Here is a 14,273-nt window from a genome sequence, read left to right on the forward strand (position 1 = left end):
TCATGGTCTGACTGGACCAGCGAGTTTGAAAGGGCGGCCCAACGGCCGCCCTTTTCTTTGTGCCGGCCTTTGCTTAATAGGAAGCACATGAACGACTTGCATAAATTATGAGCAGCATCATCATTCGGGCCGCCGGACCGGCCGACCTCGACCGAATCACGGAAATCTACGCCGATGCGGTGACGCACGGCACCGCCAGCTACGAGTTGGAGCCGCCCAGCCGCGCCGAGATGGGCGCCCGCTTCGACGGTCTGATGGCCGGCGGCTTTCCCTACCTGGTGGCGGAAAAGGACGGCGCCGTGCTTGGCTATGCCTATGCCGGGGCGTTTCGGCCGCGCCCGGCCTACCGCTTCATCGTCGAGGATTCCGTCTATGTTGCGCCCGAGGCCAAGGGCCAGGGGGTTGGCTTGTTGCTGATGCGGCAGCTGATCGAGGCGTGCCGCGCGGCGGGCTTTCGCCAGATCGTCGCGGTGATCGGCGATGGACGGCCGGACAGCGCTTCCGTGCGGCTGCACGAAAAGCTCGGCTTTCGCCATTCGGGCCGCCTTGAAGGCTCCGGCTACAAGCACGGCCGCTGGCTGGACACGGTCTTCATGCAGCTGTCGTTGAACGGTGGGGTCTCGACATCGCCTGATCCGGATTCGCTGCCGGAGCGGAAATTCCACCGGCAAAAACTAACTACTTGATTTTTATGCAATTCCGGACGGAAAAGCGCTGTGCACTTTTCCTGGAATTGCTTTAAGCCTCGACCAGCTTCAGCTTGCCGTCGAACACCCCCAGCACGCGGCCAAGCTCCTGGCCGCGCTTGAGGATGCGGCCGCCGGCGGCGATGACGGCAAAAGCGCCCTGCTTGCGGGCCAGTTTCGGATCCTTGACGATCTGGAATAGCGGCACTTCGCTGGTGCGGCGGAAGACGGAAAACACGGCGCGGTCGGTAAGGTGGTCGATGGCGTAGTCCCGCCATTCATTGGCGGCAACCATGCGCCCGTAAATCCTGAGGATCTGGTCCAGTTCACGCCGGTCGAACCGCACCGGCTGATCGAGGCGCTCGCGTCTTGCCTCGTGCAGCGGGATCAATATTGCGGATGCGTCGCCATCCCCCGTCCCGCCGCCGTCATCGGTCATGCCTCGATCCTTCAAAATGAATCTTTGCCAACCAAAGTTGGCGCGTTCGCGAAGGAATTGCAAGACCCGGCGAAGCGAGCCCCGCGCTGCGCCGTTTTCGCAACGTCCAGTCACTTTTATGAAACGCCGTGTTGGAATTGGTGATGCTTCGCCACATTTCTGCCTTTTTTTATCCGCGCTCATGCCCCAATGTCCGACGAATTTACCGGCGTTGCCTGAGACGGTTCGGTCCGGCACCGGCTCGTAAACCCCAAGCCCCCCGCCCACGGGTCTGCGTCGGATCGAACCAACCTCGGTTTTTCCTCGGAAAAACCGGGTGCGACGATCCCAAAACCTAAATAACCGACGTCAGAAGCAAGCTGGCGTCGGTTTTTTCATGCCTGGTCGATGGAGGCTGAAGTGCCTAGACAGGGGCGCGGCTTCGTTGCTCCATCCGCCAACGCAGGCGATCCTTCGCGCCGCTTTCCTACCGGACTTCACCCGCACAAGGAGGGAGATTGGCCTTCATCCCCCGCTTTTGCCAATCTGTGTTGAGAGCCCCGGCATGAGTCTCCGCGTCGTCGCGTCGTCCCTGTTCTGCCTCAAGATGACGAAATGACGATCGTCCCGCCATCGGCGAGATAGCGGCGCTCAATCAGGATCTGAAGGGTGCCTAAGGCTTGTGGATGAAGGCCGCGCCGAGAATGGGGCCGGGCAGGCCGTCCTTGCCGACCGACTGCAGCAGCACGGCGCAACCGCCCTTCTTGGAAATCTCGCTCATCGGCAATTCGTAGCGCTGCGCCTTGCCGTGCCACATGCCTGCGGTCTGGATACCCGTAACGGCGTTCCAGTAGGTCATCTTGCGGCCGGTGTTCTCACCCTGGCCGATCTTGATCGTCTGCGGCGGATCGAAATAGACGATGACGACATGGGCATCGCTGGGCCCCGCGCCGGCGTCGCCGGCGTCGATCATCACGCGGTCGCTGGTTCGGCTGACCTTGATGGCGACCCGCATGCCTTCGCCGGTCTTCGCCAGACGGGCGAGCGCGCCGTCGACCTCGCCGCGGCTGGCGCCGTTGACATGGACGCGGCCGTTGATGACGGCCTGCGGCGTATAGACGGAGCGGCTGCCGAAGGCGCGCATGTAGTCATATTGCCGCTCGGTGTTTTCCTTGCGGCTCAGCGTGTCCTGCCAGCCAAGATAATCCCAGTAGTCGACGTGATAGGCGAGCGCGACGATATCTTCCTTGGCGGCAAGTTCGGCAAACAACGCATCGGCCGGCGGGCAGGAATTGCAGCCCTGGCTGGTGAACAGCTCGACCACGCCCAGGGGTTTGTCGGTCGAACCCCTGTCGGACTGGGGCTTGTCGAGCTCGCCAGCCTGTCCGGTGCCGGCAAACGCCGAAAAGGCCAGCGCAAGGGCTGCCAGCCACAATGATTTTCGCGAGGCCATGGTCATTCCGATTCCCGCCGGTGGTGCCGGCTTTATTGTGATTGCTGAAATATGTGGCAGAACCGGAAGTCAACAGGAAGTCACGTTGCGGTGAAATTTTTGCCATTGCAACCGACCGCAACGGCGCAATAGGACCAAGGCCTGCACTTCAGGGTCGAAACCGATTCGGGCGGCAATCACGATGTGGCAAACACTTTTGGCGCCGGTCGATCTCTACTGCGAGAGAACGGGACCGGGACTCTGGGCCGAGCCGGTCAATGCGCTGACAAATCTCGCTTTCATCGCCGCCGGCCTGTGGGGCGTACGCGAGGTGCGAAGGCTGGGCACCGGCACCTTTGCCGAGGTGCTGGCCTGGTGGGTGGTGGCGATCGGCATCGGCTCGACGATATTCCATACGTTTGCCACCAAGGGCACCATCTGGGCCGACGTGCTGCCGATCGCCAGCTTCACGCTGGCCTACACGCTGTTCAACCTGCGCCGCTTCCTCGGTATGCGATGGGGCAAGGCCATTGTCATCTTCGTTGCCTTCTACGCGGTTGCCGGGCTGGTGACGCTGGCCGTGCCGGACTGGCTGCGCCAGGCGTCGAACGGCACGACCGGCTATCTGCCGCCGTTCCTCGCGCTCGCCTTCTTCGGCACCCTGGTGGCGGCGGGCGGCAATCGCGCCGGCTGGTACAATCTGGCGGGGTCGGCGATCTTCGTCGTCTCGGTCATCTGCCGGATGATCGATCCGCTGGTCTGCGCCAGCTTCCCGCTCGGCACGCATTTCCTCTGGCACATCCTCAACGGGCTGATGCTCGGCGTGCTTCTGGCGGCGGCGGCGCGGTTTGGGGCGCCGAAGGTAGGCAGTAGGCAGTAGGCAGTAGGCAGTAGGCAGTAGGCAGTAGGCAGTAGGCAGTAGGCAGTAGGCAGTAGGCAGTAGGGTGTGTCTTCCTTGCTTCCCTATTGCCTACTGCCCAATCCCTACTGCCTAATCCCTGCCGTTAGGCCGCCAGGTCGCGCAAGACGTATTGCAGGATGCCGCCGTTCTTGAAGTAGTCGAGCTCGTCCAGCGTATCGATGCGGCAGATGATCGGCACATTCTTCACCGTGCCGTCGCCATAGGTGATCCTGGCGGTCATCGTCTGGCGCGGCTTGATAGTGCTCAGTCCGTCGATCTCGACCAGCTCGTCGCCCTTGAGGTTGAGCGAGGCCCACGAGGTGCCGTCCTCGAAGACGAAGGGAATGACGCCCATGCCGACCAGGTTCGAGCGATGGATGCGCTCGAAGGACTGGGCGATGACCGCGCGGACACCGAGAAGGTTCGTTCCCTTGGCCGCCCAGTCGCGCGACGAGCCATTGCCGTATTCGACGCCGGCGAAGATGACCAGCGGCACGCCTTCCTTCTTGTACTCCATCGCCGCGTCGTAGATCGATTCCTCTTCCTTCGACGGGTAGTGGATGGTGTAGCCGCCTTCCCTGCCGTTCTCGCCCAGCATGTGGTTGCGGATGCGGATGTTGGCGAAAGTGCCGCGCATCATCACCTCGTGATTGCCGCGCCGCGTGCCGTACTGGTTGAAGTCGGCGACGCCGACGCCATGATCGGTGAGGTACTTGCCGGCCGGTGAGGCGGCCTTGATCGAGCCCGCCGGCGAGATATGGTCGGTGGTGATCTTGTCGCCGAACAGGCCGAGGATGCGGGCGCCCTTGATGTCGCCGATCTTGCCGAACCCGGCAGTCATGCCGGCGAAATAGGGCGGGTTCTGCACATAGGTCGAATTGTCGTCCCAGGCATAGGTCTGGCCTTCCGGGGCCTGGACCTTCTGCCAGTGCTCGTCACCCTTGAAGACGTCGGCGTATTTACGGGCGAACAGCTCGCGGGTGACGTTCTTCTCGATGAATTCCTGGATCTCGGCCGAGCTCGGCCAGATATCCTTGAGGTAGACCGGATTGCCGTTCTTGTCCTCGCCGAGCGGCTCGGTGGTGAGGTCCTTGGTGACGGTTCCAGCCAGCGCGTGGGCGACGACCAGCGGCGGCGAGGCGAGGTAGTTGGCCTGCACGTCGGGCGAGACGCGGCCTTCGAAATTGCGGTTGCCGGACAAGACCGCGGCAGCAATCAAGCCCTTGTCGTTGATGGTTTTCGAGATCGGCGCCGGCAGCGGGCCGGAATTGCCGATGCAGGTGGTGCAGCCGAAGCCGACCAGGTTGAAGCCGATCTGGTCGAGCTCCTTCTGCAGGCCGGATTTCTCCAGATATTCGGCGACCACCTGGCTGCCGGGGGCCAGTGAGGTCTTCACCCACGGCTTCTGTTTGAGGCCGAGCCGGTTGGCGTTGCGCGCCAGGAGGCCGGCGCCGATCAGCACGCTCGGGTTCGAGGTGTTGGTGCAGGAGGTGATGGCGGCGATGACGACATCGCCATGACCGAGATCGTACGACGTGCCTTCGACGGAATAGCGCTTGGAGATTTCCGCCGCCTTCTTGTACTCGGTCTCCATCGCCTTGGCGAAGCCTTCCGGAATGCCTTCGAGCGCGACGCGGCCCTCGGGGCGCTTGGGGCCGGCCATCGACGGCACGACGCTGCCGAGCTCGAGCTCGAGCAGGTCGGTGAACACCGGATCGGCCGAGCCAGTGTCGCGCCACAGGCCTTGCGCCTTGGCATAGGCCTCGACCAACGCGATGCGGTCCTCGCTGCGGCCGGACATTGTGAGGTAGCGGATGGTTTCTGAGTCGACCGGGAAAAAGCCGCAGGTGGCGCCATATTCCGGCGCCATGTTGCCGATGGTGGCGCGGTCGGCCAGCGTCATGTTGGAGAGGCCTGGGCCAAAGAACTCGACGAACTTGCCGACGACGCCCTTCTTGCGCAGCATCTGGGTGACGGTGAGCACGAGATCGGTGGCGGTGACGCCTTCCTTGAGCTTGCCAGTGAGGCGGAAGCCGATGACCTCGGGCAAGAGCATGGAGACGGGCTGGCCGAGCATGGCCGCCTCTGCCTCGATGCCGCCGACACCCCAGCCGAGCACGCCAAGGCCGTTGATCATCGTGGTGTGCGAATCGGTGCCGACGCAGGTGTCGGGATAGGCGGTGGTTTCGCCATCCTCGGTGTTGGTCCAGACGACCTGGCCGAGATATTCGAGGTTGACCTGGTGGCAGATGCCGGTGCCGGGCGGCACGACGCGGAAGTTCCGGAAGGCCTGCTGGCCCCATTTCAGGAACTTGTAGCGCTCCTCGTTGCGCTCGTATTCGAGCTCGACATTACGGGCAAAGGCCATCGGCGTGCCGAATTCATCGACGATGACGGAGTGGTCGATGACGAGGTCGACCGGCACCAGCGGGTTGATCTTCTGCGGGTCGCCGCCGAGCGAGGCCATGGCGTCGCGCATGGCGGCGAGATCGACCACGGCCGGGACGCCGGTGAAATCCTGCATCAGCACGCGGGCCGGGCGATAGGCGATCTCGACGCCGGCGGTGCCCTTGTCGGTCAGCCAGCCGGCGACCGCCTGGATGCTCTCCTTGGTGACGGAGCGGCCGTCCTCGTTGCGCAGCAGGTTCTCCAGCAGCACCTTCATCGAATAGGGCAGCTGGGCGATGCCGGTAAGGCCGTTCTTCTCGGCCTCGATGAGGTCGAAATAGACATACTCAGTGCCGCTTGCGGTCAGCGTGCGGCGGCAATTGAAACTATCGAGGGATTTTGACACGTGCGATCCGTCCTTGTCTGTTCAGCCTGAAAGGGAACGGACGCCGATGGCATGCAATCACGCGCAAAGGTGCGGGTACGGCCATTTCCGCTGTCCGCTCCCAAGCAACCCGAGCCGTTCAAGGCGGCGCGTGCGCTGGTTCGGCGCTAATTCGCTTCCCGTGCCGACCGCTGGCACGGATGCACCGCATATAGAGAATTTTCTGGAATAGTTCTAGACAGTCCAAAGGCTATTTTGTGCGATGCGATACCAGCCGCGACACATTGTTTTGGGGACGGGTGAGGGATGCGGCTTATCGCCGAAAATCTAGGCGGCGAACGCGGCGGCGACACGGTGTTTTCCGGCATCGGCTTTGCCCTGCAGGACGGTCAGTCGCTGGTCGTCACCGGGCCGAACGGGTCAGGAAAATCGACCTTGCTGCGGGTCATAGCCGGGCTGCTTCCGGTGGCGGAAGGCAGCGTGCGGATCGAAGGTGGTGGCGAGGCGTTTCCGTCGATCGCTTCGGCCAGTCATTATCTTGGCCACCACAACGCGATGAAGACGGCACTCAGCGTGGCGGAAAACCTGCGCTTCTGGCGCGACTTCAACGGCAGCGGCCATGTTGGCGTCGAAGCGGCGCTGGACATGGTCGGGCTGGGCAGCATCGGCCATCTGCCATTCGGCTATCTCTCGACCGGGCAGAGGCGGCGCGCGGCGATCGCGAAATTGCTGGTCAGCCATCGGCCGCTGTGGCTGCTCGACGAGCCGACGGCAGGGCTGGACAAGGCTTCGGAGGGGCGCTTCGCCGCGCTGATGACGAGGCATTGCGGGGATGGCGGGATGATTGTCGCGGCGACGCATCTGCCGCTCGGGTTGGATGGGGCGAAAGAATTGAGGATGGGAGGATGACATGCTAGCGCTCTTCCTCCGCGACATCCGCCTCAATATCCGTGCCGGCGGCGGCGCGTTGACCGGCGTGATCTTCTTCCTTGCCGTCATTGCCACCATCCCGTTCGGGGTTGGGCCGGACCTGAGGCTGCTCGCCCGCATCGGCCCGGCGATCCTGTGGATCGGCGCGCTATTGTCTTGCCTTCTCGGGCTCGACCGGCTGTTCCAGGCCGACCGCGAGGATGGCTCGCTCGATCTGCTGGTGCTCGGCAACGACCGGCACATGCTGGCTTTGACCGTGCTGACGAAATGCCTGGCGCATTGGGCGGGCAGCGTGCTGCCGCTGGTCATTGCCGCTCCCTTGCTCGGCCTGTTCATGAACATGGAGCCACTCGCCATCGGCGCCACGGCGCTGACACTGCTGGTCGGCACGCCGGCGATCACCTTTATCGGCGCGGCCGGTGCGGCGGTAGCGGTGGCGCTGCCGCGTGGCGGGTTGCTGATCTCGGTGCTGGTGCTGCCGCTGACCATCCCGGTGCTGATCTTCGGCGTTTCGGCGAGCTACGGCGCGACGGCCAATCCCGATCCGTTTTTGCAGCCTTTCCTCATTCTTGCCGCGCTGACCCTGTTTCTTGCCGTACTGGGCCCGGTTTCGGCGGCGCTGGCGCTGCGCCACGGAACGGATTGAGTGACGTCGGCCAGGGTTTGCGTGACATCAAAGGCCGCGGCGCGGCGACCGTATATGTTCGCAGACTGCGGCGCGGCGGCCGATTGCGAAGCCGCCGGCATGCCGTTAAGGAAAGGCATGATCGAGCGAGACGGAAGGATCCGGTTGGAGAGAAGGATGTCGTCGAGGGGGCGGCAGGCATGAGCGCGCATGCACTCTACGTCACCGCGGCCTACGCGATCACCGCCGTGGCGCTGGCCGGACTGATCGGCTGGATCCTGATCGACCAGCGGGCCCGCAAACGCGAACTCGCCGAACTGGAAGCGTCGGGCGTCCGGCGTCGCTCCGACAAGGCCGTCAAGTCATGAGCATGGAAACCGAAACGCCCGCGCCGCCCCGCCGCCGCCTGTTCGTGCTTTTGCCGCTTCTGATTTTCCTCGGCCTGGCGGGATTGTTCCTGTCGCAGCTTTTGTCGGGGCGCGATGTTTCGGAGGTGCCATCGGCGCTGATCGGCCAGCCGGCGCCACAGACAAACCTGCCGGCGCTCGAGGGCAGCAACCTGCCGGGCCTGGATTCGAAATTGTTCGCCGGCAAGGTCACGCTGGTCAACGTGTTCGCGTCATGGTGCGCGCCGTGCCGGGAGGAACATCCGGTGCTGCTGGCGCTGGCGCAGGACAAGCGCTTCGTCATGGCGGCGCTGAACTACAAGGACCAGCCGGAAAACGCCCGCCGTTTCCTCGGCGATCTCGGCAACCCGTTCCAGGCGATCGGTGTCGACGAGGCCGGACGCACGGCGATCGACTGGGGTGTCTACGGCGTGCCGGAAACCTTCGTCATCGGCAAGGACGGCAAGATCGCCTACAAGCATGTCGGTCCGCTGACGCCGGAGACGGCGCGGACGCTGCTGTTGCCGCAGATCGACAAGGCGCTGGCGGCGCATTGATATTCAGCTGGTCTGCGGACGGCGGCTTCCTGCGCTTCCGGTGCTCACGTACCCGAAAGTACGCTCCGCTCCGGTTCTCGGAACCCACCCTTCTCGACTCGGCCTGACCTGAATCTCAACACGCCTGGGCGGCGCGGACTTAAGGTCAGCCGTAGATCTGCTTGTGGACCTGGTAGAGCATTTCCGAGCGGTCGGCGCGCATGTCGGCCAGATCGCGGCTGGAAAAACTGTCGATTTCGGCGACGAGGCGGTTGTAGTGCTTGCGCTTGGCAATGCTGTTGCGAGCGCGGTTCATGAGATCGTTGAAGATCATAGCAAGGTTCCTTCTGTGCCGCCTTCCTGGCGGCCGGTTCTTCCTCCCTTGATCAGTACGAAGCATGACATAGGATTGGTGCGTTGCAAAAAGAAGATGTTGCAATGCACCATTGCACTCAGCGCATAGCCGGTTAAGCGCGCTTAACCCGGGTTAAGGGCCCTTAACCGGGGTTAACGCGGCACTCATGCCTCATCACGTCTGCAGGAGGTTGCGGACGATTTGATGATCGATCTTGCCTTATTGATCGCCGGCTGGCTTGATCGGTGACGGTGCCGCGTTGAATGACCTGGGAGGGAAGCCATGGCCGCCGAAGATTACGAAATTCTCGATCCGCGTTTCGCGCGCCTGGTCGGCACGAATGCGCATGTGCACAAGCTCTTCACCGGCTGCCAATGGGCGGAAGGGCCAGCCTGGTTCGCCGCCGGCCGCTATGTGGTCTGGTCTGATATCCCGAACAACCGCATGCTGCGCTTCGACGAGACCGACGGCCATGTCAGCGTGTTCCGTCAGCCATCCGGCAATTCCAATGGCAACACCGTCGACCGGCAGGGCCGGCTGGTCACCTGCGAGCATTCGGGCCGGCGCGTCAGCCGCACCGAGCATGACGGCTCGATCACCACCATTGCGGCGAAATGGCGTGGCAAGCGGCTGAATTCGCCCAACGACGCGGTGGTCAAGTCGGATGGATCGATCTGGTTCACCGATCCGAGCTACGGCATCGACAATGACTATGAGGGCAACAAGGCGGAGAGCGAGATCGGCGCCTGCCATGTCTACCGGGTCGATCCCGGCACGGGTGAGGTCGAAGCCGTCATCACCGACATGGTCAGGCCCAACGGCCTCGCCTTCTCGCTCGACGAGAGCAAGCTCTATGTCGCCGATACCGGCCGCACGCATGGCGCGCAGGATCCTGCTCATATCCGCGTGTTCAATGTCGGCAAGGGCGGCAGGAAGATTTCCGGCGGAAAAGTCTTCGCCGACTGCACGGCCGGCCTGTTCGATGGCTTCAGGCTCGATGAGGGCGGCCGCATCTGGACCAGCGCGGCCGACGGCATCCACTGCTACGATCCGGACGGGACGCTGATCGGCAAGGTCAAGGTACCGGAGGTCACCGCCAATTGCGTGTTCGGTGGCAACAAGCTGAACTGTCTCTACATCGCCGGCACCACTTCGCTCTACATGGTCCGGCTCATGGTCAACGGCGCCAAAACGTACTGAGCTGCCGTCAACAGGATCGAAGGGGAGAAAATCATGCCATTCGTCAACATCCGCCTCGTCAAGGAAGTGATCGCGGCCGACCCCGCCGGCAAGAAGGCGGACATCGCCAAAAAGGTCACGGCGGCCATCATGGAGGCCACCGGCCTGGGGAACGACGATGTGTGGGTGGTCTTCGAGGAGGTCAACGCGCGCGACTGGTATGTCGGCAAGACCGATGTCGAGACGCTGCGGAGCAAGAAGTAGCTCGAAGGCTTGGTGGCGAAGGATGTGCTCAGCGGCTGGCGATGAAATCGGCGAAGGCTGAAAGCGCATTGCGCATCGCCAGCACATTTGCCGGTTCTGCCAAGATGCTCTCCACCTCCAGCGGCTTCTTGCCCAGCAGCGCAATCTCGAGCGATCCGCCGTCATAAAGCGCAAACGACATGGTGCGCATGATCTCCGCCAAGGCGGCGCGGGCAAACAGCGAGCGCGGCGAGGCGTGCACCAGCATGGCCGGCTTGTCGACGGCGGCGTCGCGCGACACCAGCCAGTCGAGCCCGTTCTTCAGGCCGCCCGGAACGCCATGGGCATATTCCGGACAGGAGACGATGACGCCATCGGCATGGGTGACGGCATCGATCAGCGCGGCGGCTTCTTGCGGCGTCCGCTCGCCTTCCTCGTCGGGATTGAAGATCGGCAGACGGCCAAGCCCGTCATAGAGGGTGACGCGACAGCCGGGCGGTGCATTCCGCGCCAGTGCGGCGAGCAGGGCCGAATTGGTGGAGGCCGCCCGCAGGCTGCCGGAGATGGCAAGGAGGTTCAGCAAGGGTAAAACTCGGACGAATCGTGTCCGCGAAGATTACCACATCGTCTGTCTGTAACTTTCGTCCAGCCAGCGGTCGGTCGCCTCGACCGATTCGGCCAACGCCAGCTGGTCGCGCAGGATCTGGCCGAGTGTCGGCAGCGTCGAGCGGTCATGCCAGGTCTCCGGCTTCCACAGGTCGGAGCGCATGAAGGCCTTGGCGCAATGCATGTAGGCGGCCTTGACGGTGACCACGACGACGCTTTGCGGTTCCTTGCCGTCGACGGCCAGGCGCTCGCGCAAACCCGCATCGATGGTGATGCGGGCGTCGCCGTTGACGCGCAGCGTCTCGTTCATGCCGGGGATGAGGAAGAGCAGCCCGACCGACGGGTTGAGGAGGATGTTCTCCAGCGTGTCGAGCCGGTTGTTGCCGGGCCGGTCGGGGATGGCGATGGTCTGGTCGTCGAGCACGGCGGCGAAGCCCGGCCTGTCGCCCTTCGGCGTCACATCGGCATTGCCGGCGCCGTCGGACGAGCCGATCAGCACGAACGGGCTCTTGCCGATGAAGGAACGGCAATGGCCGTCGAGCGCCTTCAATTCCTTGCGGATCGAGCCGTCGGTCGGGCGTGGCGTCTTGTAGATCGTCCTCAGCTCGTCGCGCGTGGTGACGAATTCCATGGCCCCCTCCCTATTTGCCGGCCTTCTCTTCTTTTGCCGCCTTTTCCTCGAGCGAATGGCGCAGGATCAGCGGCATCTGGCTGAAAGTGAAGACAAGAGTGATGGGAATCGTGCCCCAGACCTTGAAATAAAGCCAGGTTTCCTCCGAAAAATTCCGCCACATCACTTCGTTCAGCGCAGCCAGGAAAAGAAAGAACAGTCCCCAGCGGAAGGTGAGCTTGCGCCAGCCTTCGGCGTCGAGGCTGAAAGCCGAATCAAAGACATAACCGAGCAGCGATCTGCCGAATGCGAGTCCGCCGAGCAGCGTCAGGCCGAACAGGGAATTGATGATCGTCGGCTTCATGTAGGCAAAGGTCTTGTCCTGCAGCCACAGCGCCAAGGCGCCAAACCCGAAAACGATGATGCCCGATACCAGCGGCATGATCGGCAAGCTGCGCATCACCAGCCACGAAACAGCAAGCGACAGCGCGGTGGCCACCATGAAGAAGGCGGTGGCGATCAGCAGCGGTTCGCCCAGATGCGTCAGGATGGGAAATTTCTGGGCGAGCCACTCACCGCGAATGGTCGTGAAAAAGAACACCAGGCCCGGCCCGAGTTCGAGAGCGAATTTCAGGGCGGGGTTCAGCGTTTTGCGACGAGGATCGGAAAGATCGCTTTCGAGGATAGGTGGGTTCATGGGTTAAGCCACTCCAGCGATCGCCCTGGCGAATTCGCTTGCCGAAAAAGGTTCGAGGTCGTCGACCTGTTCGCCGACGCCGATGAAATAGACCGGCAGTTTGTGCTTTGCCGCGATCGCCACCAGAATACCGCCGCGCGCCGTCCCGTCCAGCTTGGTCATCACCAGACCGTTGACGCCGGCGATATTGCGGAAGATCTCGACCTGGTTGAGCGCGTTCTGACCAGTGGTGGCATCGACCGTCTGCAGCACCGTGTGCGGCGCTTCCGGATCGAGCTTGCCGAGCACACGGACGATCTTTTCGAGCTCGGCCATCAGTTCGGTCTTGTTCTGCAGGCGCCCGGCGGTGTCGATGATCAGCACGTCGGAGCCGGCCTCCTTCGCCTTCTCGAAGGCGTCGTAGGCAAGCCCGGCGGCATCGGCGCCGATCTTGGAGGCGATCACCGGCGATTTCGTCCGCTCGCCCCAGATCTTCAACTGCTCGATCGCGGCGGCGCGGAAGGTATCGCCGGCGGCGAGCATCACCGACAGGCCGCCATCGGTCAGCTTGGCGGCGAGCTTGCCAATGGTGGTGGTCTTGCCGGTGCCGTTGACGCCGACCACGAGAATGACATGCGGCTTGTGGGAGAGGTCGAGCTCCAGCGGCATGGCGACGTGGGTCAGCACCTTTTCCACCTCGGCCGCCATGATGGCGCGCACTTCCGCGTCGGACACGTCCTTGCCATAGCGGCTGGAGGCCAGAGCATCGGTGACGCGCAGCGCGGTTTCCATGCCGAGGTCGGCGCGGATCAGCACGTCCTCCAGATCCTGCAGCGTCTCTTCGTCGAGCTTGCGCTTGGTGAAGACGCTGGCGATGTTGCCGGTCAGTTCTTTCGAGGAGCGGGCGAGCCCGTCCTTCATGCGCTGGAACCACGAGCGCCTCGGCGCCGGCTCCGGCGCCTTCCGCGGTTCGGCCTTCTGTTCGACCTTCTTGGTGACGGTCACCTTGCCGGGAGCGGGCCTTGGTTCCGGCAGGGGTTGTGGGGCCGGTTGCAGGACAGGCTGCGGTTCGGGTGCGACCTCAGCGATGACGGGCTGCGTCTCGACTGGCGCGGGCTGGCGAATGGCAGGCTGGATTTCTGCTGGTGGGGCCGAAGGCACGGCAGTTGCTGGCGTAGCCTCGGCAGGGGGTGCCAAATCCTTCGCAGGCTCGCGCTGCCCCTCACCCTTACCCAATCCCCGCAAGAGGCGGGGAGAGGGGGGCGTCAGCGTTGCGACTTCTTCTTCTACGTCTGCAGGGGCAGGCACGGCGTCGCGTTCAGCTTCCTTTTCCCCGTCTCTATGCGGGGAGAAGGTGGCGGCAGCCGGATGAGGGGTAGCGCCAAGCTGTGAAGGGATTTCTGATCGTGTCTCGACCGGCGGCGCCGGCACTTCGACAGGCCCAGGCTCCGGTTCTTCCGGCACGATCTCCGGCAGTTCCGGTACCGGGGCTGGAATCTCTTGCGGCGCCGGTTCGGGGACGCGCTCCGGCACGGCTGGCACATCGGGCTTTTCCGGTGGCGCCGGCTCTTCGGCCGGTATTTCCGGGGCCGGCGGCTCAGGTGCCTGCGGTTCCTCGATCGGTGTGGGCTCTGGCTGAATTTCCGGCTCGGACGGGACGCTCGGCGCCGGCGCGGGCTCCTCGACAGGGGCCGGCTCTGGCGGTACCTCCGGCTCGGCCGGCGGTGTCGGCACGACCTCCGCCTCGGGCCGCGGCTCGTCGCGCTTCAGGAATTCCGGAACGACCTGCTCGGCCGCCGGCTTCAGCGCATCCAGCGCTTCCCATTTGATCGGCGGCAGCGGGGCGGTCTCGTCGATGCGCTCCTCGACCACCTCTTTCTTGCCGAACGAAAATATCTTCTTGAAAAAACCAGCCAT

The 14,273-nt window shown here is 63.5% G+C and carries 16 protein-coding genes; 8 read left to right on the forward strand and 8 right to left on the reverse strand.

Annotated features, from left to right (window positions below; translation table 11 throughout):
• Positions 1-107: 107 nt before the first annotated feature.
• Positions 108-686, forward strand: a complete 579-nt coding sequence (locus AC56QQ_RS03555; RefSeq protein WP_497125579.1) for a GNAT family N-acetyltransferase — start codon at positions 108-110, stop codon at positions 684-686.
• A 52-nt stretch (positions 687-738) separates the two neighbouring features.
• On the opposite strand, the gene AC56QQ_RS03560 is transcribed toward AC56QQ_RS03555, so the two are convergent.
• Together AC56QQ_RS03560 and AC56QQ_RS03565 are read right to left on the reverse strand one after the other, a co-directional pair.
• A complete protein-coding gene (locus AC56QQ_RS03560; protein WP_091576226.1) occupies positions 739-1,125 on the reverse strand; it encodes a DUF2794 domain-containing protein in 387 nt (128 codons plus the stop codon).
• Between the two features lie 652 nt (positions 1,126-1,777).
• Positions 1,778-2,563, reverse strand: a complete 786-nt coding sequence (locus AC56QQ_RS03565; protein WP_497125580.1) for a DUF1223 domain-containing protein — start codon at positions 2,561-2,563, stop codon at positions 1,778-1,780.
• 175 nt (positions 2,564-2,738) lie between these two features.
• Here AC56QQ_RS03565 and AC56QQ_RS03570 point away from each other — a divergent pair, with 175 nt between their 5' ends.
• Complete coding sequence (locus tag AC56QQ_RS03570) at positions 2,739-3,416, forward strand: ceramidase domain-containing protein (protein WP_497125581.1); 678 nt, start codon at positions 2,739-2,741, stop codon at positions 3,414-3,416.
• 124 nt (positions 3,417-3,540) lie between these two features.
• On the opposite strand, the gene acnA is transcribed toward AC56QQ_RS03570, so the two are convergent.
• Positions 3,541-6,231 carry an aconitate hydratase AcnA gene (acnA, locus tag AC56QQ_RS03575; RefSeq protein WP_497125582.1) on the reverse strand — a complete coding sequence of 897 codons (2,691 nt, stop codon included), beginning with the start codon at positions 6,229-6,231 and terminating at the stop codon, positions 3,541-3,543.
• 285 nt (positions 6,232-6,516) lie between these two features.
• On the opposite strand from acnA, the gene ccmA reads away from it, so the two are divergent.
• The 4 genes from ccmA (at position 6,517) to AC56QQ_RS03595 (ending at position 8,708) form a co-directional block, all read left to right on the forward strand.
• The gene (gene ccmA / locus AC56QQ_RS03580) at positions 6,517-7,119 is read left to right on the forward strand and encodes a heme ABC exporter ATP-binding protein CcmA (RefSeq protein WP_497125583.1); all 603 of its coding nucleotides are present in this window, start codon (positions 6,517-6,519) and stop codon (positions 7,117-7,119) included.
• Between the two features lies 1 nt (position 7,120).
• On the forward strand, positions 7,121-7,786 hold the full coding sequence (gene ccmB / locus AC56QQ_RS03585; RefSeq protein ID WP_091575993.1) for a heme exporter protein CcmB: 666 nt from the start codon (positions 7,121-7,123) through the stop codon (positions 7,784-7,786).
• 179 nt (positions 7,787-7,965) lie between these two features.
• Entirely contained in the window at positions 7,966-8,133 is a 168-nt protein-coding gene (ccmD, locus tag AC56QQ_RS03590) for a heme exporter protein CcmD (protein ID WP_269904647.1), read from the forward strand.
• On the forward strand, positions 8,130-8,708 hold the full coding sequence (locus tag AC56QQ_RS03595; RefSeq protein WP_497125585.1) for a DsbE family thiol:disulfide interchange protein: 579 nt from the start codon (positions 8,130-8,132) through the stop codon (positions 8,706-8,708). The genes ccmD and AC56QQ_RS03595 overlap by 4 nt, the downstream gene beginning before the upstream one ends.
• Positions 8,709-8,853: 145 nt before the next feature.
• Here the strand turns inward: AC56QQ_RS03595 and AC56QQ_RS03600 are convergent, their stop codons facing one another.
• On the reverse strand, positions 8,854-9,021 hold the full coding sequence (locus AC56QQ_RS03600) for a hypothetical protein (protein ID WP_091575996.1): 168 nt from the start codon (positions 9,019-9,021) through the stop codon (positions 8,854-8,856).
• A 303-nt stretch (positions 9,022-9,324) separates the two neighbouring features.
• On the opposite strand from AC56QQ_RS03600, the gene AC56QQ_RS03605 reads away from it, so the two are divergent.
• Together AC56QQ_RS03605 and AC56QQ_RS03610 are read left to right on the forward strand one after the other, a co-directional pair.
• The gene (locus tag AC56QQ_RS03605) at positions 9,325-10,242 is read left to right on the forward strand and encodes an SMP-30/gluconolactonase/LRE family protein (RefSeq protein WP_497125586.1); all 918 of its coding nucleotides are present in this window, start codon (positions 9,325-9,327) and stop codon (positions 10,240-10,242) included.
• Positions 10,243-10,275: 33 nt separating this feature from the next.
• Positions 10,276-10,485 carry a tautomerase family protein gene (locus tag AC56QQ_RS03610; RefSeq protein WP_091575998.1) on the forward strand — a complete coding sequence of 70 codons (210 nt, stop codon included), beginning with the start codon at positions 10,276-10,278 and terminating at the stop codon, positions 10,483-10,485.
• A 28-nt stretch (positions 10,486-10,513) separates the two neighbouring features.
• Here AC56QQ_RS03610 and AC56QQ_RS03615 read toward each other — a convergent pair whose 3' ends face one another.
• The 4 genes from AC56QQ_RS03615 to ftsY are packed head-to-tail and all read right to left on the reverse strand — an operon-like array spanning position 10,514 to position 14,273.
• Positions 10,514-11,047 carry an NADPH-dependent FMN reductase gene (locus AC56QQ_RS03615; protein WP_497125587.1) on the reverse strand — a complete coding sequence of 178 codons (534 nt, stop codon included), beginning with the start codon at positions 11,045-11,047 and terminating at the stop codon, positions 10,514-10,516.
• A gap of 33 nt (positions 11,048-11,080) precedes the next feature.
• Positions 11,081-11,701 (reverse strand): pyridoxamine 5'-phosphate oxidase family protein, encoded by a 621-nt coding sequence (locus AC56QQ_RS03620; protein WP_497125588.1) that lies wholly within the window; start codon positions 11,699-11,701, stop codon positions 11,081-11,083.
• A gap of 10 nt (positions 11,702-11,711) precedes the next feature.
• A complete protein-coding gene (locus AC56QQ_RS03625; RefSeq protein WP_489858504.1) occupies positions 11,712-12,377 on the reverse strand; it encodes a septation protein A in 666 nt (221 codons plus the stop codon).
• Between the two features lie 3 nt (positions 12,378-12,380).
• Positions 12,381-14,273, reverse strand: a complete 1,893-nt coding sequence (gene ftsY / locus AC56QQ_RS03630) for a signal recognition particle-docking protein FtsY (protein ID WP_497125589.1) — start codon at positions 14,271-14,273, stop codon at positions 12,381-12,383.

The organism is Mesorhizobium sp. RCAM 05099 (genome assembly GCF_059683685.1).